Genomic DNA, 21685 nt, shown 5'->3' with positions numbered 1-21685 from the left:
ACAGCTTTGAGGCAAGACGAAGATAGCCCCGTCGAATCTGGCGGGGCTATTGTTATGTGCTAAAGAGAGATATAATACGGGAGCCAGCGTGCATAGGAGGGTTCCCTGTTAGGGATGATACGGCTACGCTTACGGTAGATAAGGGAGAGTTGGATGTTGCTAGAGAAATTATTGGCATACAAGGAATTAGGAATAGGACTCATTGTACTTTTAGTGTTGTTTACGCTCATCATCAGAGGACTGATACGTGGTCGCAGAAATCGGATCTTACGTGATCTGGACCCACGCAAAATTGGAATTCAGGATATAGATCGTATGGAGGATGGGTCGGAATTTGAGCTTTATTTGCAGCGGTTATTATCCGCGCTTGGCTATAAGGATATCTATAAAACAACCAGTAGCCGGGATTTTGGAGCGGATCTGGTTTTTACAGACCGTGAAGGCGTCAGAGTTGTCATACAGGCCAAACGTTATGGGGTACAACATCCGGTAGGCTTGGGCGCGGTGCAGGAGATCTATACCTCTATGCGTTATTATGCAGCTGACAAGTCCCTCGTCATCACCTCCGGCCGTTATACGGAATCCTGTAAAACACTTGCTGCTGTCAACGGGGTTAAATTATTAGACCGCAACGACTTGATCGACATGATTAATTTATTCAAGACGAAACGCCGCGAGGAAGTCATGGATCTCATAGAAAGTAAAACCGAAGTGATTGCTTCCAAATGGAGTGAAAGATAATCAGTCCCTTTTATTTTTTAACATGATGCTTGCTCTTATAGTGATATCATTAGATGCCTGTCCAGACATCCTTGGCATAGCGTTTTTTCTGTTGGAGACGATCCAGCCATTGCTGTGCTTCTTCTTTACTGGTATGGTGTGCTTCCGCGTAAGCTGCACAAAGGGTGTTTTCTACATCGGGAGCCATACGGCTACCATCACCGCATACATACAGATGCGCTCCTTCATCAAGCAAGTGAATCAGAGTATCTGCATCTTCCTTCATGACATGCTGCACGTATCTTTTGGATTGACCGGGCAGACGTGAAAAGGCTGTATGAAGCGTAACGATTCCCTCCTGCTCCCAGGCTTGCAGCTCTTGCTTATACAGATAGTCGAGCTTTGGATTACGGCAGCCATAATATAGATGAGCCTCGCCGAGGGGTTCTCCTCTCTCCTTAAGTACATGACGTGTCTGGAGGAATCCGCGGAATGGTGCCACTCCAGTACCCGGACCGATCATGATGACAGGCACGGTTGGATCTTCCGGCAAACGGAAGCCCGACTGAGGCTTACGCACAAAAATGACAATTGGATCATCTGGTTGGAGCTGCGCCAAATAATTGGAGGCAATTCCTAGGTATTCACCTTGTCCGCTACGGGCGGGTCCACGCACGACGCCCACTGTTATACTCGCCGAATTATCCGATTCAAGCGGAGAGCTTGAGATGGAGTAGTACCTAGGCTTGAGTGGTGGTAACAGCGAGATAAAGTTTTCAAATGGCAGCTCGCAGGCTGGATACTTCTCCAGAATATCCAGCATCGTGACGCGCTTCTGTCGTATCTCTCGATCAAAGGTAGTATCCTCCAGCAAAGCTTCAATTTCTTTCTTGTGCGGTGGACACACTGTAAAGGATGCCAGTTGCCGTAGCTGGGCTCTTGTTGCCGGTTCTTGCAGTTCCACACTGAGAGTGAGCAAATCTCCTATACTGACAGGCCGATCTAAGGGGAGATGCGTCGCATCCCGGTCACTGCCTCTCAATACGATGTAATCCTGTTCCTGTAATTTAAAGCGTTGCATCACCCTTTTGACCAGCGAAGCAGGATTACGCGGTAACACACCAAGGTGGTCGCCTTCGCGATAGGACAATCCGGTTGGTAATTTGAGCTGCAGATGTCGTGTACTGCGTTCACTTTCAGCAGCAAGCAGCTCACGATTCGCTGTAACGACGGCGGTAACTGCTCCGTAGTTGTCTGCAAGAGGTGTACTGAGTATGGCGCTGACGAACTCTATGCTCAGGCTGTTGCTGTCCTCCGGTTCTGTATCATTGTGCTCTACCCCGAAAGCATTCAACAAATCCGGCCATAAGCCGTGGTTCCAGGCTTCCCAATCCTTCTCGAAGTCACCGCTGGCATCGCCCTCACCCCGGTCATACAGTCGCTTCGCCCCTTTGGTAGTCATCAACTCGTCGATCAGCCTTGGAATACGCTGATACGTGCTGGCCCAATTGCGGTCGCCGCAGCCGAATACAGCGTACCTTACGCCTGCCAGTTGCCCCTCGTCTGCCTGCTCTAACCATTGTACAAAGGCATCAGCATTATCCGGTGGATGCCCGTTATAAGATGCGGTCGTAATAAGTACCACGCCTTCTTTAGGCAAATTGTCCACACGATCATTCAGAGTTGCTATGCTACTGTTGAAACCCCAATTTCGGCCTAAATCGGCTAGTTCCCCTGCAAGTCCCTCAGCTGTACCCAGATTCGAGCCGTACAAAGACAGCAAAGAAGTATCATGCTTTTCGGCATGAGGGGGTGCAACCTTTTGTTCCTCTTGTTCATGAAGTTCTTGAGCGGCACCTGGCAGCATGACGGCAGTCTGTGTGCTGCGCTGGCGTACTTGAATGGTGAAGCCCTCCGGCTTGAGTGTGAGCGTTTCTTTGACTTTCAACTCATAATGAGTATGATCAATCAGCTCAAAATGTTTCAGTACCATACCCAGCACAAGGGTGGCCTCCTGTAAGGCAAACTGCTGTCCAATACAGGCGCGTTGACCGTTGCCAAACGGTTTGTAGGCATCTTGCGGAATGGCGGATGGGTCCTCGAAGCGTTCCGGTCGAAATTCCTCAACATCTTCGCCCCAAGCCTCGGTATCACGGTGCAGTTTTGGGATGAGTACATTGACGCTGTCACCTTTTTTAAGTGGGTAGGTTCCGTCGAGCAGCGTATCTTCTTTGGCAAAGAGAGAGAAGGCGGGCGCTGTCGGCCATAGTCGCAGAGCTTCATTCAGTATCATCCTTATGTACTTGAGTTCACGAACCTGAGTATAGGAAGGCAGCGAATCGGTGAGCACGCGATCCACTTCTTCATAGGCCTTGGTTAGCGTTCGCGGATTCTTAAGCAAATAGTAAATGGCAAAGGATAAAAGCCCACTAGTCGTTTCATGACCGGCAATGAGAAAGGTGATGATCTGATAGCGGATATTTTCATCATCCAGCGTCTCACCAGTTTCCGGGTCCTTGCCTTCCAGCATGCGTGCCAGTAAATCCTCTTCTCCTTGGTTGCCAAGGGTTTTGCGTTCTTGAATAATGCTGTCTACCAGAGAAAACATCGTTTCGATATCGTGTTTAAACTGCTTTTTCTTCGATAACATCAGCTTGTTTTGCAACTTGAGGCGTTGCAGCTGACCCATCGCTTCATCTAGTGCGCGTGTCATACTGGTCACGAACGGATGGGGCTGATCGCGGTAGAAACTGTTAAAACGATAATTAAAGCCGCATAATCCGATGGTATCCAAAGTCAGCCGGGTCATATCTTCCGGTACCTCTACACTTTCATCGGGATTAAGCCGAGACCATTTCTGTATCAGCTGAACAGCAAGATCAAGCATCATATTGTGGTAACCCTTCATAGCCCTCTGGCTGAAGCTTGGTAGCAAAATTTGGTGGGCCTTGCGCCAGTTCGGTTACTCAGTCCAGCTTGTGAATAGTCCGTCTCCTGCAAAAGCTCGTACTTTTTGTAACGGAGCCCACACTTGTTTGTCGAAACGGGATTCATCACAAGCATCTGCGACCAGCTTATGACCGGAAATATAAATGTTCGTTCCTTCAGGCAGATCCATGCGGAAAATTGGACCGTACTCATAAGAAAGCTTAACCAGAGACTGGACAGGGGCATGTGTATCGATCAAGGGCAGATTACCTAAGGGACCATAAGTTTTGGGCTGCGGAATTAAATCTGTCGAAGTCATTTTAAATGTTACTCCTTTCGGATTGAAATAGAGTGATGGTTTCAGAGTGCCTATGTTTTCCAAATTACACTTTATTCTTCCGATATAAACGAAAATAAATGAATTTGGACAGTTCGTATAATAAAAGCAGTACGAAAATCTACACTTTTTACATATAGAGAAAAAATCATCTCATTTATCATGCTCTATTTACAATGAATTTACAGAAACTCTTATGAAAAAATATGCTTTTATAACCGATATAAAGATGTTGGGGATTTCCAAATTATGCTGAGGTGATATGTCATGAAGAAGCGAGCAGTATTGTTGAATTTTAGGTGGATTCCCATTGTCACAATCTTTGCATTGTTGCTAAGTGCATGTGGGCATTCGGCAGCACAAACCAAGGCTCAGCCCATTAAGGTGGGAATCGTACTGTCAGATATTGGTCTGGGTGACCAATCTTACAGCGACGCGGCTTTTCGAGGTTTGGTCAAGGCAAGGGATGAGGGGAAGATAGTTTTTGAATACCGGGAAATAACGGAGACCAAGACGTATGATGCGGCTTTTGAGCAGCTTGCTCAAGAAAAAGCGGATTTAATCATTGGGCTGGGTTATATGGTGAAGGACAGCTTGGAATCCATTGCCAAAAAATATCCAGACCGTAAATTCTTAATCGTGGATGAGAAATCAGATTTACCGAATGTGGCCTCTATTAGCTTCAAAGCAGAAGAGGGCAGTTTTATGGCTGGAGTCGTTGCCGGTTTGACGAGTCGCACCGAACAGGTGGGTTTTCTCGGAGGTGCGGAATCTCCTTTGTTGAAAAAATTTGAAATTGGGTATCGCGCAGGGGTGCAATCAGTCAAGCCTAATGCCAAAGTTACTGCAACGTATGCAGGAGATTTTGGAAAGCCGGAACTGGGTACGGAAATTGCAGATGACATGATTAATCAGGATCAGATTGATGTTATCTTTGCAGCCGCAGGTCTCACGGGCGTAGGTGCACTACAGGAAGCGCAAAAGCAGCAAAAATTAGCCATTGGGGTCGATAGTGACCAGTTTTTTATTGCGGAAAAAGCGGTAGTGACCTCGATGTTTAAAAATGTAGACATTGCAATTTATACAGCAGTCAAAGGCTTTGCAGATCATCAAAGAAAATTTACGGAAAAGGATATGGTGTTTGGTCTTGCAGAAGATGGCGTAGGTTTAGCGCCTATTCGTGTCGTGACACTGAATCCGGATCAGCAAAAGTTGTTGGATGATTTAAAGGAAAAAATCAAATCCGGCACACTTACTGTACCCACCCAATAAATTTTCGCAAACGGAGGATGAAGGCTGATGAAACTGCAAGGTAAACTGGTGCTGAACGCGATGATTTCCTTGATCGCTTGCCTGGCTTTAGTGGCATATATCATTTTTGAATTAATTCGTATTAACTCGCAAAGTAGTAATCTGGTTCCGGCTATGTTGAATGTACAGCAGCTCAATGCCTATTTGATTCAGTCAGGGCAGGCACTGAAAAATTATTCAGCTTCCATGACGGAGAGCAACAAAGCCGATGTGCAAAATCAACTGACTCAGTCTGAAAAGACGATTGCTTTGCTTTCACAGGGCATGATGCAAACCGAAGCGCAGCAAAAGCGACTGAATACGATTAAAACAAAATTCAGCCAATTGAAAGTAGCAACGGAGAAAGCAATGAGTACCCAAAACAGCCCGGAGTCCAAGCGGGAGGCCATGCGTGCCCAAGGGATTCAGAACGATGTATTTATGCTGGATCTGCTGACCAAGGCACGTTATGACCAATACACAGAAGATTTGACTAAGAGCATTCGTTTTACTTGGCAATTGGCTTTGACAGGTGCAGTTCTACTTCTTGTGGCGGTTGGGCTATACAATACATATACCTCCAGGCAGCTTGCCCTTAGAACCCGCAAGTTAACGGATGCTGCAAAGCAAATTGCTGAGGGGAACCTGACAGTGCAGCTCGCACAAACGAAGGGACGAGATGAGCTGGACGAGCTCAACGAATCTTTCCGGGTGATGATAGGGAACTTGCGCAGCATTGTACTCTCCATTGATCAGGCGGGTAATCGTGTCGATCTGATGGCTCGGGATATTGATCAGCATAATGAGGCCATGAAGGAAATTGTGACACAAGTCAGCACGTCAACAGAGGAACTGGCGATAGGCAGTCAGAAAATTGCTGAGGATCTGTCGTCGACAGTTGGCGTTGTGGACGAGATGCAGCAAAAGTTTGAATCGAATCTGCTGGAGACCACACAATCGACCGCGTATAGCGAGGATGCTTTGCGTGTCATTAAGCAGGGGACGCGGGTCATGAGCGACCAACTGCGCATTGTTGCAGAAAATCGTTCAGCCATGTCCGAAGTGGAGCAGACGGTCAAGGAGCTGGAGGCTAATGCAGCCGAGATTACAACTATGACTGGATATGTCTCCGAAATTGCCAGCCAAACATCGCTGTTGTCCTTGAATGCTTCTATTGAGGCTGCACGTGCAGGTGAGGCAGGAAAAGGTTTTGCTGTTGTTGCCAATGAAGTGAAAAAGCTAGCGAATCAATCAGAGTCTGCTGTAAAGAAAATTTATACCGCAGTTGACGGTATCACGCAGGCTATGGATAAGGTGAAGACTTCTGTGGCGCAGAGTCAGGAGCTGTTCCGTGAGCAGGAGAAGGCAACCTCCTCGACCGGAGAATCATTTACAGAGATTAGTGGCAAAGTGCAGCAAATTGCCGGCCAAGTCAGCAAGCTATCAACGGACATGAATGTATCGCGTGAACTGAGCGTACAGGTGCAGCAAGCTATCGAAAATATCAGCGCAATCACTCAGCAATCCGCCGCAGGCAGTGAAGAGATTACGGCTTCCACAGTAGAGCAGAAGCGTTCATTTGAGGAATCGGCTGAGAAGGTAAAAGAGCTTCGTCAAATTCGTGAGGAAATGCAGCGGGAACTAGATCGTTTTCAGGTGGAAAAGACAAGCTAAAACCTGTGCAGCGAGTATCTGTTTTTGCTGAATAATGAATACAAGCAGTGCCAAAGAAGAAGTTCTACCTTGTATAGGGAGACTTCTTCTTTTTTATATGAATGTTGTTCCTTATATTAAGTTTGAATTACATAGGCAGGGAATTCCAACTCTTACGTCAAATAGATTTAGGGAGAATATGTCACCACGTATGTTGGCAAGAGGAAGATGGACAACGAAGTCCGGAAGGATGAAGTTACGGGAATGTTGCGACTTAAGCTTCGATTGATACTGAAAAATAAACAGACAAGACTGATTTTACTGCTCACTCTGTGCGTGTCGCTCGTGATTAGCGTGATCGGCTTGCTATCGTATTCAGGATACCGTGAAGGTTTGGATACCGAGCTGAACACACCCAATATAGAATTATTGCAAATCAATCTGGATGTGACCAATCGGGCTTTTCGCGAGTCTGATAACAAGGCGCTGGACGCAGCATATCATCCGGATGTAGAGGCTTTTGTACGTGTCCAAACGGATGGGGAATCGCTGGAAGACAACGCCTCCGTCATAGATCGGCTTCAGAAATACTTGAAAACCCTTTCTTCGCACGAAGAAATTTATTCGGTTGAAGTTATTTCTTTGGACAATCATGCTCTCGTATCCAGCAATTATGGTTACATGCCTGATTGGAAGCAGGCACCGGATACCACATGGGTTCCCTGGATTCAGGACATTCAAAAAAAGCCGTTGTTGATTAAGCGGAGATGGTACGGCACCGATCGTGAGCAGGGGACGGTAGAGTTGCTTTCGCTGGCCAGGCCCATAGTAGAGAATGGTCAGGTCATGGGTGCGGTGCTAATCAATCTGGATTACGACCGTTTTTTCTCCAAACTATATATTCATTTATCCAACTCGCAATACGTGTATGATCTGGAGGGCGAGTTGATCTATCCCAAGCTGAGATCGTCCTTACCCTTAAATGATATGGGCAGGATTTTGAAAGAACTGGATGTGAGTCCCTATGCTTATGTGGAGATAGGGGACATGGAATATATGGCGAACCAAACCTTTTCTGATGTAACGGGCTGGCGTCTAGTATCGCTCGTTCCGATGGACAAGCTGCTGAAAAATGTAAAGCTGGCGCGCAATATGATGCTGTGGCTTGCCTTTATCTCCATACTGGCTGGGTGCTCAGCAGTTTACTATTACAATTATGCAGCTTTTCGCCCCATGAAAAAAATTAATAGCCTATTAAATTCGGGCAATAAGGGAACGCGCCAAGGAGGATTGTATGACCTGGAACCTGTGATTAGCAAACTGGTTGGAGAGTTTCACCGCAAATCATTGGTGGTTGAGCGAAGCTTGCCGGAGTTGCGTTCCAAATATATGGAAGATGTCATCCAGCGTAGAATGGGCATACAGGAAATGCGTATGAAATGGGAACAGTATTTTTCCGATTGGGACGGCCATTCTTTGTTTGTCATGATCGTGTCCATCGACCGGTATTCTACGTGGGCCGCAAGCTTTCCAGAAGAGGATAAAATGCTGCTTAAGTATGCGCTAAACAATATTTTGCTAGAGATGCTCGAACCTCACTGGAAAGCAGTATGCTCGCCGGAGGAGGAAAGTGGTTTTATTGTGCTGTTACAGTTCAGCGAGAGTTCGAATGAAGTTGGTACAGAGACTGACCTCCAAGAGAGCATTTTGCTTCAGAAAAGCGTGGATAGGCTGATTCAGGTTGTCGGTGAGTATCTTCCTTTGACTATTTCTATAGGGATTGGTCATATGGTCACGGATATTCGAGAGGCACGGGCGTCTTTTATAAAAGGAAAAGAGGCCCTTAATTTGCGTTTGTATGAGGGGTATGGACGTTCATATACGAATATAGACAGCAGCATAAGTGTGAAAAAGGATAATACAGTGGATGAACAGTCAAAGGAGCAGATTCAGGATTCAACATTGCTGGACAATCGGCGTCTGGAGATGATTCGTGCCCTGGAGTCACAGGAACCTGGTGCAAGTGTAAAGCTAATCAGCCAATGGGTAGAAGAACTTCGACTCCACAGAACATCCCCAGCCCAGGTCTACTTGTTTGTTCATGAATTGCTGGAAGATTTGCTAAAATGGTGTGCCACTCAGAGTGTGACGCCGCCGGATCAGCTTGCTGATTACCACTGGAATCAGATTCTGACGCTAGACCTTCAAGACATTGAGGTATTGCTGGTCATTATGTTGACTGATATTGAAGAAAAATGGCACGGCCGCATTCAGTCCAAAGATTTTGTGCGTGTACAAGAGATGATTGAATATATGGAACATCATTTGCATTTGAACATCGGGCTTCAGGAAATTGCGGATCATGTTCACATGAGCGTGTCCTCGGTGAGCAGCATGTTCAAGGAGGAAACGGGGACCACCGTTTACGATTATTTGACTGGATTACGCGTAAAAAAGGCATGCACATTACTATGTGAAACTCATTTGAAAATCGGTGAAATTGCAGAACAGGTCGGATACCGAAATGAGAACAGCTTTATTCGGGTATTCCGCAAGCACAAACAAGTGACCCCAGGGAAATTCAGACAAATCAGCAAATCTTCCAATGAATATGCAGATCGGTCAAAAGGTCGATACTTTGGCGAAATAGAAGATAAATACGAAGATTAAGCGATAGCTGTAGCCCTCCACGTTGCGGTACATTGACTTCATGTAAACGCAAACAACAAGACCGAAAACGTTGGAGGTGAAAACGGGCGCATGACGGGCCCAGTTCATTTTTGGAGAAGAGGAAACATAATGAAGAAAAAGCCATGGCAAAAATATGTGCTGGTTGCGGCGGGAGTAGCTATGCTTTCTGCCTTGAGTATCAGTGAATATGTGGATCACCGCACCCTGCAGGATCACAGCCGTATATTTCCTACGAAGCCAATAACACTCGTCGTTCCTTATGCGGCCGGAGGCGGTACAGATATTACCGCGAGAGCGTTGGCGAAAGCCGCCGAGAAGCATCTCGGTCAGCCGATAATCGTCGTTAATCGAACGGGAGGAGGCGGTTCTGTCGGGCTGATGGAAGGGGCTGAGGCGCAGGCGGACGGTTATACCGTAACGTATCTGGTCGCTGAGCTGACTACGTTGCCTCATTTGGGACTGCTACCGCTCACCTATGAGCGATTTAAGCCGCTGCTTCAAACCAATATGGACCCTTCCGCCATTACGGTCCGGGCGGATGCACCATGGAAGACAGCGGAGGCATTTCTGGAGGATGCTGGGGCCCATCCCGGCAAGCTCAAAATGGGGAATGCAGGCACAGGGAGCATATGGCACCTTGCTGCCGCGATGCTGGAGCAGAAAAGCGGAGTCCGCTTTACCCATATCCCTTATGAGGGAGCAGGCCCAGCCGTCTCCGCTTTAATGAGCGGATTTGTGGATGCTGTACCCGTCAGTCCCGCAGAAGTGAAGAAATACGTGGACGAAGGGAAACTTCGCATACTGGCGATCCAGGCAGACACTATTTCGGAAGCGTTTCCAAAAGTGCCGACACTACAGCAAGCCACTGGGCTGCGTGTACATTTTATTGGCACTTGGAGAGGGCTGGCTGTACCCAAGGATACACCGGATGAAGTTGCTCAAACGCTGACGGATGCACTGATCAAGGGGACGAAAGACGAGGAATTCAGGGAGGAAATGCGTAAGCATGGGTTGGGATTACGTGTCCAGGATGCAGAGGCATTCGCGCAGCAACTGAAGGAGAGTCATGATACCTTCGCAAGACTGATTCCCGAGCTCGGCTTGAGCCGCAAGTAATACGGCCTTGTTTTTGCATTGGCAAAAACGAAAGGGTTGAACGAAGTAATGAAAATCAAACAAAACATTGATAAAATTCCAGGGGGCATTATGCTGGTGCCGCTGTTTATTGGCGCACTTTTTCATACATTTACTCCATGGGCAGGCGACTACTTTGGATCTTTTACCAAGGGGCTGATGACAGGTACGGTACCCATTTTAGCAGTGTGGTTTTTTTGTATGGGTGCTTCTATAGATGTGCGGGCGACGGGTACTGTATTACGTAAATCAGGAACGCTCGTATTGACTAAAATCGCGGTTGCGTGGGTAGTGGCGATCATTGCATCCAGATTGCTGCCTGTTGGTGGTGTAGAAAGTGGACTATTTGCAGGTTTGTCGGTGCTGGCGCTGATCTCGGCTATGGATATGACGAACGGTGGGTTATACGCCTCCATTATGCAGCAGTATGGCTCCAAGGAAGAGGCAGGAGCATTTGTACTGATGTCACTGGAATCGGGTCCGTTGGTGACCATGATTATTTTGGGTAGCACTGGGCTGGCCGTTTTTGAACCGCAAACATTTGTGGGGGCGGTATTACCATTTTTGGTCGGCTTTATGTTGGGCAATCTGGATCATGATTTCCGAAAATATTTTGGAAACGCAACGCAAGCTTTGATTCCATTTTTCGGTTTTGCACTGGGTTGTTCCATTGACCTGAGTGTCATTGTCCAGACAGGTATGCTTGGTATTTTATTGGGTATTTTTGTAATTATCGTTACGGGTATTCCACTGATTTTGGCGGACAAATATATCGGTGGTGGCAACGGTACAGCAGGAATTGCAGCCTCTAGTACAGCAGGAGCAGCAGTAGCCAATCCAGTCATTGTTGCCAATATCAAGCCTGAGTTCCTGCCTGTTGCGCAATCTGCAACGGCCTTAGTTGCTGCTTCGGTCATTGTAACCTCGATTTTGGTACCTATTCTGACGGCATACTGGGCCAATTATATGAAGCGTAAGGGGAAATCCCAAGGAGCAGGGCCTGTAAATCCAGGGACGAATGTACCTAAATGAGGATTTTGCAAAAATCCAATAAGCGACTTCCAATAAACAATATATAGATCGAAATGGTCTAGTTCGTCTATATATTGCACTTTGGAGCGATTGGAATCGGATTTTGCAAAAATCCTAAAATAAAGTTTGGATGATGATGTTCTCAACTTATGGACCTTTCCATTACCCGGGAAATGCTTTCGCAGTTATACCTTCAATCCTAACATTACAAAACTTGTCCTAAAACGCTTCTGCAAACATACATATGTAAGCAGAGGAGCGTGAAGGCATTGGAAAACAAGGTACGTCGCTACTACCAGTTAAAGCAAAAGCAAAAAGAAATTGAAGGTGAACTGACTGACTTGCGTAATGACATTACCGCTCATTGTGCACAGCAGGAAGTATCAGATTGGGAAATTGGCAACTACCGAGTCAAGATTATACAGCAGCACCGCAAGGAATACGATCATACAAAGCTGTATGATTCACTGCCTGATCCGCAGCTATGGCGCTTGTTTTCCAAGCCGGATACGTCGAAGATTGCCAGTTTGCTTAAGCTCAAGGTCATCGCAGAGGAGCAAATAAAAGATGCCGTTTCTCTTAAAACGGTGACGCTATTGCAGGTGGATAAAAAATAAATAAAAAGAGCTGCCCCCGTTTTCGGAGCCAGCTCTTTTTATTGTTTGTTGTTACTAGTCTTCCATCTTCACGCTCTATGAATTATTTATCAGACAAACTTTTTCCCACTCCTTTGAGAAAATGAATACCAAATCCCATTGCCCGGTTTACATCTGGATCATTCATCGCCTTCATAAGATCGCGCAGACGAGTCTTTTTATTCTGCTTTAGATGTTCTTCGGCTTCGTTCAGGCCATTAGTAACGCTATTTGTCAGCTTTTTCACCAGCTCGGGGTCTACCTCAGACAGCATCCCTGCTGCTCCCATGAGATTATTGATGATGTTTGTCACAGGCTTACGCGTCGCTTGTCCTACAGCGATTTTGGCGATGCTTTCTTTGGCTTTTAGCATAGACTGAGCTGCTTCGAGAAGACCACTGTCGTGTAGCTCGCGTACGATTTCAAGCGTCTTCTGCAATGCCGCCCCATTGTCCGCCAGATCAGCAGTAAGCTGATCCAGCGATTGTTTTTGCCGTTCTTCTTCTGTCAGAACGCGTTTTCTCACAATTGAAATAGGCTTAGCCACGGCTTGACCTCCTTATTTTTGATCCACCAAATCGACGTAACCAGGACGTTTCCACTTACGGTCCACTTCAACCCCATTTTGCGGATGACGTTTTTTGTAACGCGGATTGATACGTGGTAGTGGATTTTGACCGTCTACCTCCAAAATTTGCATCCGTACTTTGGCTTGTTTATAGGCCGGTGTACGGGTGACCACATCGAACGCTCCACCAGTTAACAGATTGACCGCACCATCATGGCTGGTAGAGTGCATTGGCACATAAATTTCAGTTCCCTGCACGCGGTCTGTAACCAGAACGCGTAGCTTGACCGCACCATAAGGGGATTCCAGTCGAACCAGCGATCCATTAGTGACTCCGCGCTCCTCAGCCAATTCAGGGGACACTTCCACAAATACTTTTGGAAGTTTGAGCTGAATACCCGCTGATTTGGTCGTCATATTTCCTTCATGAAACTGTTCGAGCAGTCGACCATTATTTAAGGTCAAATCGAATTCAACGGGGTACTCTTTCGGTGGTACATATTCGAAAAGTCCCAAACGCGCTTTTTTATCCGGAAAGTTAAAGCCGTTGGTGTGCAGCAACGGTGTATTGCTACCATCCGGCGATCCCCAGTGGAAGCTGTTCCAGCCTTCCAATACGTCATAATTACATTGGGAGAAAAATGGAGTGAGCGACGCCATTTCTTCAAAAATTTCACTTGGATGGCTGTAATCCCAATCATATCCCATGTGCTTGGCAAATTGGCTGAAAATCCACCAATCTGGTTTGCTGTCTCCTATAGGGCGGAGTGCTTCATATAAACGCTGAACACGACGTTCGGTGTTCGTAAAGGTTCCGTCTTTTTCGAGTGAAGGTACGGCTGGCAAAATAACGTCAGCGAATTCAGCTGTCTTGCTCAGAAATACATCCTGAACGACAAGGAAATCCAAGTTCGCCAGCATTTCTTGGGTATGGTTGGAGTCGGCATCCACCCATGCCATCTCTTCTCCAGCGATATACATCGCTTTGAGCTTACCTGTTTCAATGGCTTCCAGCATCTGAATGTTGTCCAGTCCGCGTTGACCTGGAATTTGTACGCCGTAGGCCGCTTCAAACTTGGCACGAATGACATCGTTCGTCACGGGCTGATAGCCCGGGAAAATATCCGGCATCGTACCCATATCGGCAGCACCCTGCACATTGTTATGTCCGCGAAGCGGATATGCGCCTGCACCCGGACGCATAAAGTTTCCAGTCACCAGCAGCAGGTTGGCAATTGCAATCGAAGTGTAAGAGCCTGCGATGTTTTGCGTCACACCCATGCCCCAGCAAATGGCAGTGCCGTCGGCTTCGTGAATCATAGTCGCTACCTGAATCAGTGTCTCTTTGGAAATACCAGTTTCCTGTTCGGCAAATTCCAGGGAGAAACGTTCTAGCAACTTCAAATATTCAGGATAGAAGTTTACATGCTCTTCAATGAATTTTGCATCATGCCAGTTTTGCTCAATGATGTATTTGGCTACAGCGGATAACCATACATAATCAGTACCTTGCTTCGGACGAATGAACAGATCTGCGCGTTCTGCCATTTCATGCTTACGCAGGTCGACCGAGATCAACTTTTGACCGTGCAGCTTATGCGCACGTTTGATACGAGTAGCCAGCACTGGATGTCCTTCTCCCGGCGCGCAACCGACCAGCATGACCAAACCTGCTTTGGCAATGTCTTTAATCGTACCGCTGTCCCCACCGATGCCTCCGGTGTATTGCAGCCCCCATGACGCAGGAGATTGGCAATACCGTGAGCAATTATCGACGTTATTCGTTTGGAAGACCTGACGAGCCAACTTCTGCATCAAATAGTTTTCTTCATTGGTGAATTTGGACGAAGAAATAAAGCCGAGTGCTTCGCCACCGTAAGTTTCTTGAATAGCTCCCATTTTGCTGGCCATCAGGCTCAGTGCTTCTTCCCAGGTTGCTTCCACAAATTCGTCACCTTGACGAATTAAAGGGGAGGTCAGACGCTGATCGCTGTTCACAAAATCCCAGCCGAATTTTCCTTTTACGCATGTCGAGATACCGTTAACAGGTCCCTCAGAGGTAGGTTGCACCTTCAAAATTTTGCGGCCTTTGGTCCAAACCTCAAAGCTGCAACCTACACCGCAAAACGTACAGACGGTTTTCGTTTTTTTCGTACGGGTTTCACGCATCGCTGCTTCGGCTTCGGAAATAGCAAAAATCCCACTATAGCCCGGCTCCACTTCCTTTATTAAATCCACCATCGGATTTAATAAATCCTTATTCATGCCACTCATGAAGCCTGCTTCTCCCAGCATGGATTTCTCCATCAAGGCATTGCATGGGCAGACGGTTACACACTGACCACAGCTAACGCAGGAGGAATCGTTAATCGCAACCCTGTCATCCCATATGACGCGAGGGCGTTCAGCTTCCCAGTCGAGGGACAGCGTTTCATTGACCTGAAGGTTTTGGCATACCTCTACGCATTGGCCGCATGCAATACATTGATTGGGGTCATATCGGTAGAAAGGATGAGACATATCTACTTCTGTCGGGTCAACTTTCGGTCGATACGGATATTTTTGATGTTCAATTTCCATAAGCTCTGCTGTATTATGCAAAGTACAATTACCGTTGTTGTTATCGCACACTGTGCAGTAGAGAAGATGATTTTCCAGCAATCGGTCCATAGCCTCGGTTTGAGCTGCTTTCGCGCGATCCGAATGTAAATGAATATTCATTCCATCGGAAGCCAGTGTCGAGCAGGAACGCATAAGTTTTCCGTCCACTTCCACGATACATGTGTCACAGGTACGAATCGGATCGACTTCGGGAACGTAACACAGCTGGGGATGGGCGATGTTGTTTTCGTTAATCACCTCAAGAATCGTTGCGCTGTTCTTCGTTTTCAGTTCCTGTCCGTTTAATGTAATTTTGATCGCACTATCAGTCACGGTTCAGGCTCCTTTCAGATTTTAAATTTAAAAATTAGGAATAAAAAAACTCCACCATAAACACAAGTGCTCGTGTTTCAGCACTTGTGTTTATGGTGGAGTAGTGACCAAGCTCTAGGTCCTGGAGGCCAATCCGCCATTTGAATATGTATTAATAACAAACAGTACGCACCGTCTGTATATCAATAACTTCTGAATAACTTAGATATGTCATTTTCTGCATGTCATCTCGTGTAACTATAACGTAAAATTTAAGATAGTTCAACGGTACATTATTAATTTTTTAATTGATAATGATTATCGTCTGAGAAATCGAAAAATCATTGACAAACGTTCCAGGATTGCTAACAATAGGAATGTAATCTATTTCAGAGCAATCGTAAATGGAGTGTACGTGGGAATCGCGTATATTTTATTTGTCGCAGCGCTTGTTAGTTTGATTTTTCTATATCACATGATGTGGGATTCGTAAAATCCTGATGTAGATAAATTAACCGGCATTTAGCAGATTCTTCGATATCATAAGCGAAGAAGTTGTTGTGATGCCGGTTTTTTGATTCAGTATAAAATGAATGGAAATACCGTCCCAATTTAGAGTGTAAAGAGTTTTATTAATGAAGACGGATTGAGGTGAACAGGATGGCGAACCGGAGCGACGATCAATGGAATCGTCCGTTACGGGACTTAAGAATATCCGTCATAGACCGATGTAATTTTCGGTGCCGATATTGTATGCCGGAAGAAATATTTGGCCATGACTATCCGTTTCTGCCAAAAGAAAAGATATTGACCTTTGAGGAAATTACGCGTCTTTCTCGTATTTTTGTCTCGCTGGGCGTTACGAAGCTGCGTATTACTGGTGGTGAGCCGTTGCTGAGGAAAAATTTGTCCTTGCTTATTCATTCGTTAACTCAACTCGATGGGGTTGAAGATATTGCAATGACGACAAACGGCGTATTTTTGCCTAAATATGCTGCAGCACTGCGAGAGGCGGGACTAAAGAGAGTGACGGTTAGTCTGGATTCGCTCAATGATGATCGGTTCCGCCAAATGAACGGGGGCAGAAGCAGCGTAAAGGCGGTGCTGGATGGTATTGAGGCTGCGGCTCAAGCAGGGATGCAGGTGAAAATAAATATGGTCGTGCAAAAGGGCTTTAACGATCAGGATATTGTGCCCATGGCCGACTATTTCCAAAAGGAAAAGCATATTTTACGTTTTGTTGAGTTTATGGATGTAGGCAACACCAATGGCTGGAAATTGGATCAGGTCGTTTCCAAGCAGCAGATCATCGAAGCCATTCACGAGCATATGCCGTTAGAACCTGTCCCACCCCAGTACAAAGGTGAGGTGGCGACGCGCTACAGGTATCAGGACAGAGACGGGGAAATCGGCATTATTTCGTCTGTTACGGACGCCTTCTGTTCCACATGTACACGAGCGAGAATTTCTGCTGAAGGCTCCTTGTACACGTGCCTGTTTGCCTCGCAAGGGTACAAGCTTCGCGCGATGCTGCGTTCCGAACAGTCCGATGACGAGATTAGAGCTTACATTGAGCGTGTTTGGAGAGAACGTACCGATCGCTATTCAGAGGAACGGCTGAATCATACACAGCAAGCAACATCTAAAATTGAAATGTCACACATCGGCGGGTGAGCCGAAGAGCCAGCCTGTCAGAAACAAGGGAGTGGAGCACATGGAAAAGCCAGCTGAGGTAAAACGTGAGATTCTACGTTATCGTGATGGTCAGATCAAGCGTTTTGAAGACACTGTGGTGACTGAGCATCCGGTGACCATCAAAATCAATCAGCAGGAATTTGCTACCATGGTTTGTACACCGGAGTATGTGGAGGATATGGCGGTAGGTTTTTTGGCCTCTGAAGGCGTCATTCAACGGTACGATGATATCGAAGATATTTGGGTTCAGGAAAAAGAAGGTTTTGTTCATATTAAAACCCGTCGAATGAATGAGTTTTATCAAAACTTTCATTCCAAACGGTACATTACCTCCTGCTGCGGAAAAAGTAGACAGGGCTTTTATTTTATGAATGATGCCAAAGTGGCAAAAAGAATGAATGACACCCATGTTACGCTGTCCTTTGACGATTGCTTCCGCTTGATGAATTTAATGCAAAGCTCGGCACTTACGTTCCAACAGACCGGTGGTGTTCATAATGCAGCGTTGTGCGATAAAGACGGGATGATCCTGTCCAGAATAGATATCGGCCGACACAATGCGCTGGATAAAATCTATGGACATTGCTTAAAACATGATATTGTATTACAAGACAAAATCATAGTATTCAGCGGACGCATTTCGTCTGAAATTTTGTTGAAGGTTGCGAAGATTGGCTGTGAAGTTGTTTTATCCAAGTCAGCTCCCACAGAGCTTGCACTTGAGTTGGCTGAGGATCTGGGAATTACGACCGTCGGCTTTATACGCAGTCGTTCTCTGAATGTATATACGCATACCGAACGGATTGATGAACTGGTTGAATCTAAAATATAATATAAAAATCTTCAATGTACACCGTCATAGTTAACCAGCATGGAATAAAACCTTTCGGGGTATTCATTCATGTTGGTTTTTCTTGGTACATATGTGGTGGACATTCACTGTACTGAAAAGGAGGGCATGTTAAATGAACTATCATATTCAAGTATTTGCCGGACTTGCGGAACAGATGGGAGGGCCTATAGTTATGGTGCCTACTGAGCAAGAAACGATGACCGTTGCCGCATTAAAAGACTTGCTATCCGAGTGTTTCCCTGAATCGGCAGCTCAGTTGCAGGGTTCTTTTGTTGCCAGAAATCAAGCCTACGCCGCTCCTGAGGACCTCGTGAGTATACATGATGAGATTGCGATTATTCCTCCGGTTTCTGGAGGGTAAATTCTACTAATAGAATAGATGAATTCGATAGAATAGGTGCAAGGGGGCAGATCATATGCAATACCGTATTCAGCTATTCGCAGGTATGGCGGAGCAACTTGGTGACGTGATCACGGTAGAACTTTCACAGGAAACGGTGACCATGGCAGACATTCGAAAAAGGCTGAATGAGCTGTACCCGGAAGTGACTTCACAACTGCCAGGTTCTTTTTTTACCCATCATAAAAAGCTGGCTTCTCCAGATGAACTTGTGGTTCCATCAGATGCAATTGCTCTTCATCAGTCAGCACCCGGGATGGAGACGGTCGTTTCAAAATGTGGTTTATTTGCCATTACGTACGACCCGATTGATGCCGATGAAGTAACCTCAAAGGTGCTCGACCCTTCTCATGGCGCCTCGCTGACCTTTAATGGTACGACTCGGGAATTCACGCAAGGTCAGCGAACGGTGCTGCTTAAATATGAAGCGTATGTCCCGATGGCCATGAACACGATGAAGCAGATTGGTGACGAAATTGCAGAGCGTTGGCCTTCTACACGTACTGCGATTACACATCGGCTTGGCACGGTCAGAATTGGAGAGACGAGTGTGGTGATTGCTGTCTCTGCTGCACACCGCGATACTTGCTACGAAGCCAGCCGCCATGCCATTGAACGGTTAAAGCAAATCGTACCGATTTGGAAAAAGGAAGTGTGGGAGGACGGCTCAGAATGGAAGGGGCATCAGCTGGGTGGCTGGAATCCTCAAAATACCCCAAAGCTTTCGAATAAGGACGAGGACATCTGAGCTTTTAGCTTGTCTGATCAACTTGTAGCTATCAATGGATAAGTATGGAGGGTAAACCAACGATGTCAGAAATGGACAAAATCCAGGAAATAGAAGTTGCTGCACAAGCACATGCGCATGCGTCTCATGCCCGTTATTCTAGGCAGGAATTATTCTCGAAAATTGGACCGACAGGCCAGCAAAATATCCGTAGTAAGCACGTGCTGATGGTGGGAGCCGGCGCACTGGGCACTGCCAATGCTGACATGCTGGTGCGAGCGGGCATCGGACGGCTGACGTTGGTAGACCGCGATTATGTAGATTGGAGCAATTTGCAGCGCCAACAGCTCTATGACGAAGCGGATGCCCGTGATCAGATCCCCAAGGCAGTGGCTGCGCAGAAGCGATTGCAGCAAATCAATTCGGACGTGGACGTTCGTGCGCTAGTCCGGGACGTCTCGCTGGATGAAATCGACGATATCGCAGCAGGGGTGGATCTCATCGTAGATGCCACCGACAATTTCGATACACGTCTGCTTATGAACGATTATGCGGTCAAGCACCGAATCCCTTGGATTTACGGAGCGTGTGTGGGCAGCTATGGGACAACCTTTACCATCGTGCCAGGGCAGACACCGTGCCTACATTGCCTGCTCGGAACCGTACCGCTCGGCGGTGCGACCTGTGATACGGTCGGTGTGATTAGCCCGGCTGTACAGATGGTGGCGGCTTATCAAAGCGCCGAGGCATTGAAGCTGCTCACCGGGGACGAATCAGCCTTACAGGGGAAGCTGATATCTTTCGATCTGTGGAACAATCAGCATCAGGCGATCCAAATCAGCGCCATGAAGAAAGCCGATTGTCCAACGTGTGGTGAGCACCCAGTGTATCCTTTTTTACAATCGGAGCATCAGGCTAAAACGGCTGTCTTGTGCGGACGAGATACGGTTCAAATCCGCCCGGTCCCGGGTACTGTACGTGATCTGAATGAAGCGGCACGTTTGTTATCCCGTCAGGGGGGCAAGGTGGAGCATAATCCATATCTGGTATCCGTTGTTATCGGAACGCATCGAATCGTTCTTTTTCAGGATGGACGCGTCTTAATTCATGGGACGAAGGACATCGCTGAGGCGAGATCGATTTATCACAAATATTTGGGTTGACCCAATAGATTCGACCCGTTATGAGATGTACAATGTTTCCTTATTTTCGCTATCACATTTTCGTCATCTCATTTTGGAATTTATAGGATAGGGGAAGAACAAGTTGAAAAAGAAATTTGGGTACATATTCACGTTCGTTGGATTGTTGGCATGGGTTCTGGCGGGCTGCTCGTCTCCGGCTGCTGTACAGTCGGCACAGTCCGCACCCAAGACAGAACTAGTCGTATCTGCCGCTGCAAGTCTTCAAGATAGTCTGAATACGCTCAAGGGCCAGTATGAGAAACAGCACCCAGATATCAAACTTACCTTTAACTACGCTTCATCCGGTACATTACAAAAACAAATTGAGCAAGGCGCACCCGCTGACGTATTTATTTCGGCGGGCATGAAGCAAATGAAGGCATTAACGGATGCTTCATTGGTGGAAAAGGATAACGTGTTGCTTCAAAATAAACTGGTTGTGGTTGTTCCGCAAGATAAGGCGAAAAGCACAGATAACAAAAGCATTACGCTCAATGACTTGATGGGTTCTTCTTTCCTGAAAGTGGCTGTTGGGGAGCCTACTACCGTTCCCGCCGGACAGTATTCCAAAGAATCGTTAACGAAGGCTGGACTATGGGACAAGCTGGAACCTAAGATGGTATTCGCCAAGGACGTAAGACAGGTATTAAATTATGTTGAAACAGGCAACGCCGATGCAGGACTCGTCTATCTGACGGATGCCAAATCATCCGATAAAACGGTCATAGCACTGGAAGTGCCTGAGGAATTGCATGCACCCATCCTGTATCCTGAAGGCATTGTAAAAGCAACCAAACACAGTCAGGAAGCAGGCGAGTTTCTTAATTTCCTACGGACAGATGAAGCTATGAGTGTGTTCAGTAAAGATGGATTTTCAGCCCCTACAATGACGGGAAAATAGAATTCACAGATAAAGGAGGGGGTC

15 protein-coding genes and 1 pseudogene are annotated in these 21685 nt (G+C 46.6%); 13 read left to right on the top strand and 3 right to left on the bottom strand.

Going from position 1 to position 21685, the window contains the following annotated elements; genetic code table 11:
- The first annotated feature begins 153 nt into the window (after nucleotides 1-153).
- Nucleotides 154-741: a restriction endonuclease gene (locus KAI37_RS17935; RefSeq protein WP_220029920.1), complete on the top strand. Its 588-nt coding sequence runs from the start codon at nucleotides 154-156 to the stop codon at nucleotides 739-741.
- Between the two features lie 49 nt (nucleotides 742-790).
- Here the strand turns inward: KAI37_RS17935 and KAI37_RS17930 are convergent.
- A pseudogene (locus tag KAI37_RS17930) lies at nucleotides 791-3967 on the bottom strand (bifunctional cytochrome P450/NADPH--P450 reductase).
- A gap of 285 nt (nucleotides 3968-4252) precedes the next feature.
- On the opposite strand from KAI37_RS17930, the gene KAI37_RS17925 reads away from it, so the two are divergent.
- The 6 genes from KAI37_RS17925 (at nucleotide 4253) to KAI37_RS17900 (ending at nucleotide 12402) form a co-directional block, all read left to right on the top strand.
- Nucleotides 4253-5257, top strand: coding sequence for a BMP family lipoprotein (locus tag KAI37_RS17925; RefSeq protein ID WP_071641942.1), 1005 nt, complete (start codon nucleotides 4253-4255; stop codon nucleotides 5255-5257).
- Nucleotides 5258-5284: 27 nt separating this feature from the next.
- Entirely contained in the window at nucleotides 5285-6949 is a 1665-nt protein-coding gene (locus KAI37_RS17920) for a methyl-accepting chemotaxis protein (protein ID WP_220029919.1), read from the top strand.
- Between the two features lie 207 nt (nucleotides 6950-7156).
- Complete coding sequence (locus KAI37_RS17915; protein ID WP_220029918.1) at nucleotides 7157-9598, top strand: AraC family transcriptional regulator; 2442 nt, start codon at nucleotides 7157-7159, stop codon at nucleotides 9596-9598.
- Between the two features lie 129 nt (nucleotides 9599-9727).
- Nucleotides 9728-10735 carry a tripartite tricarboxylate transporter substrate binding protein gene (locus tag KAI37_RS17910; RefSeq protein ID WP_023989574.1) on the top strand — a complete coding sequence of 336 codons (1008 nt, stop codon included), beginning with the start codon at nucleotides 9728-9730 and terminating at the stop codon, nucleotides 10733-10735.
- A 48-nt stretch (nucleotides 10736-10783) separates the two neighbouring features.
- Nucleotides 10784-11785: a 2-keto-3-deoxygluconate transporter gene (gene kdgT, locus KAI37_RS17905; protein ID WP_209942994.1), complete on the top strand. Its 1002-nt coding sequence runs from the start codon at nucleotides 10784-10786 to the stop codon at nucleotides 11783-11785.
- A 269-nt stretch (nucleotides 11786-12054) separates the two neighbouring features.
- Nucleotides 12055-12402 carry a hypothetical protein gene (locus tag KAI37_RS17900; protein ID WP_076293549.1) on the top strand — a complete coding sequence of 116 codons (348 nt, stop codon included), beginning with the start codon at nucleotides 12055-12057 and terminating at the stop codon, nucleotides 12400-12402.
- 82 nt (nucleotides 12403-12484) lie between these two features.
- On the opposite strand, the gene KAI37_RS17895 is transcribed toward KAI37_RS17900, so the two are convergent.
- Together KAI37_RS17895 and fdhF are read right to left on the bottom strand one after the other, a co-directional pair.
- Nucleotides 12485-12967 carry a helical membrane plugin domain-containing protein gene (locus KAI37_RS17895; protein WP_025720263.1) on the bottom strand — a complete coding sequence of 161 codons (483 nt, stop codon included), beginning with the start codon at nucleotides 12965-12967 and terminating at the stop codon, nucleotides 12485-12487.
- A 12-nt stretch (nucleotides 12968-12979) separates the two neighbouring features.
- Nucleotides 12980-15922: a formate dehydrogenase subunit alpha gene (gene fdhF, locus KAI37_RS17890; protein ID WP_220029917.1), complete on the bottom strand. Its 2943-nt coding sequence runs from the start codon at nucleotides 15920-15922 to the stop codon at nucleotides 12980-12982.
- 639 nt (nucleotides 15923-16561) lie between these two features.
- Here fdhF and moaA point away from each other — a divergent pair.
- From moaA to modA, 6 genes are all read left to right on the top strand, one after another.
- The gene (gene moaA / locus KAI37_RS17885; RefSeq protein WP_220029916.1) at nucleotides 16562-17575 is read left to right on the top strand and encodes a GTP 3',8-cyclase MoaA; all 1014 of its coding nucleotides are present in this window, start codon (nucleotides 16562-16564) and stop codon (nucleotides 17573-17575) included.
- A 40-nt stretch (nucleotides 17576-17615) separates the two neighbouring features.
- Entirely contained in the window at nucleotides 17616-18428 is an 813-nt protein-coding gene (gene fdhD, locus KAI37_RS17880) for a formate dehydrogenase accessory sulfurtransferase FdhD (RefSeq protein ID WP_023989569.1), read from the top strand.
- Between the two features lie 133 nt (nucleotides 18429-18561).
- Entirely contained in the window at nucleotides 18562-18810 is a 249-nt protein-coding gene (locus KAI37_RS17875; RefSeq protein WP_071641926.1) for a MoaD/ThiS family protein, read from the top strand.
- 55 nt (nucleotides 18811-18865) lie between these two features.
- Nucleotides 18866-19597 (top strand): molybdenum cofactor biosynthesis protein MoaE, encoded by a 732-nt coding sequence (locus KAI37_RS17870; protein ID WP_275955740.1) that lies wholly within the window; start codon nucleotides 18866-18868, stop codon nucleotides 19595-19597.
- A gap of 62 nt (nucleotides 19598-19659) precedes the next feature.
- Nucleotides 19660-20739, top strand: a complete 1080-nt coding sequence (locus tag KAI37_RS17865) for a thiazole biosynthesis adenylyltransferase ThiF (RefSeq protein ID WP_275955739.1) — start codon at nucleotides 19660-19662, stop codon at nucleotides 20737-20739.
- A 103-nt stretch (nucleotides 20740-20842) separates the two neighbouring features.
- Nucleotides 20843-21661, top strand: a complete 819-nt coding sequence (modA, locus tag KAI37_RS17860) for a molybdate ABC transporter substrate-binding protein (RefSeq protein WP_071641924.1) — start codon at nucleotides 20843-20845, stop codon at nucleotides 21659-21661.
- The last annotated feature ends 24 nt before the right edge of the window (nucleotides 21662-21685 follow it).

Origin of the sequence: Paenibacillus sp. S25 (assembly GCF_019454085.1) — a bacterium.
GTDB lineage: Bacteria > Bacillota > Bacilli > Paenibacillales > Paenibacillaceae > Paenibacillus > Paenibacillus polymyxa_B.
The sequence above is the reverse complement of the archived record's forward strand: the minus strand, read 5'-3'. Positions and strand labels throughout refer to the sequence as shown.

What these genes read in the sequence shown, in the direction of transcription:
- KAI37_RS17865 (WP_275955739.1), top strand. Translation starts at nt 19,660, where the DNA reads ATGTCAGAAATGGACAAAATCCAGGAAATAGAAGTTGCTGCACAAGCA.
- KAI37_RS17915 (WP_220029918.1), top strand. Translation starts at nt 7,157, where the DNA reads ATGGACAACGAAGTCCGGAAGGATGAAGTTACGGGAATGTTGCGACTT.
- moaA (WP_220029916.1), top strand. Translation starts at nt 16,562, where the DNA reads ATGGCGAACCGGAGCGACGATCAATGGAATCGTCCGTTACGGGACTTA.
- fdhD (WP_023989569.1), top strand. Translation starts at nt 17,616, where the DNA reads ATGGAAAAGCCAGCTGAGGTAAAACGTGAGATTCTACGTTATCGTGAT.
- KAI37_RS17920 (WP_220029919.1), top strand. Translation starts at nt 5,285, where the DNA reads ATGAAACTGCAAGGTAAACTGGTGCTGAACGCGATGATTTCCTTGATC.
- KAI37_RS17935 (WP_220029920.1), top strand. Translation starts at nt 154, where the DNA reads ATGTTGCTAGAGAAATTATTGGCATACAAGGAATTAGGAATAGGACTC.
- KAI37_RS17925 (WP_071641942.1), top strand. Translation starts at nt 4,253, where the DNA reads ATGAAGAAGCGAGCAGTATTGTTGAATTTTAGGTGGATTCCCATTGTC.
- KAI37_RS17910 (WP_023989574.1), top strand. Translation starts at nt 9,728, where the DNA reads ATGAAGAAAAAGCCATGGCAAAAATATGTGCTGGTTGCGGCGGGAGTA.
- KAI37_RS17870 (WP_275955740.1), top strand. Translation starts at nt 18,866, where the DNA reads ATGCAATACCGTATTCAGCTATTCGCAGGTATGGCGGAGCAACTTGGT.
- kdgT (WP_209942994.1), top strand. Translation starts at nt 10,784, where the DNA reads ATGAAAATCAAACAAAACATTGATAAAATTCCAGGGGGCATTATGCTG.
- KAI37_RS17875 (WP_071641926.1), top strand. Translation starts at nt 18,562, where the DNA reads ATGAACTATCATATTCAAGTATTTGCCGGACTTGCGGAACAGATGGGA.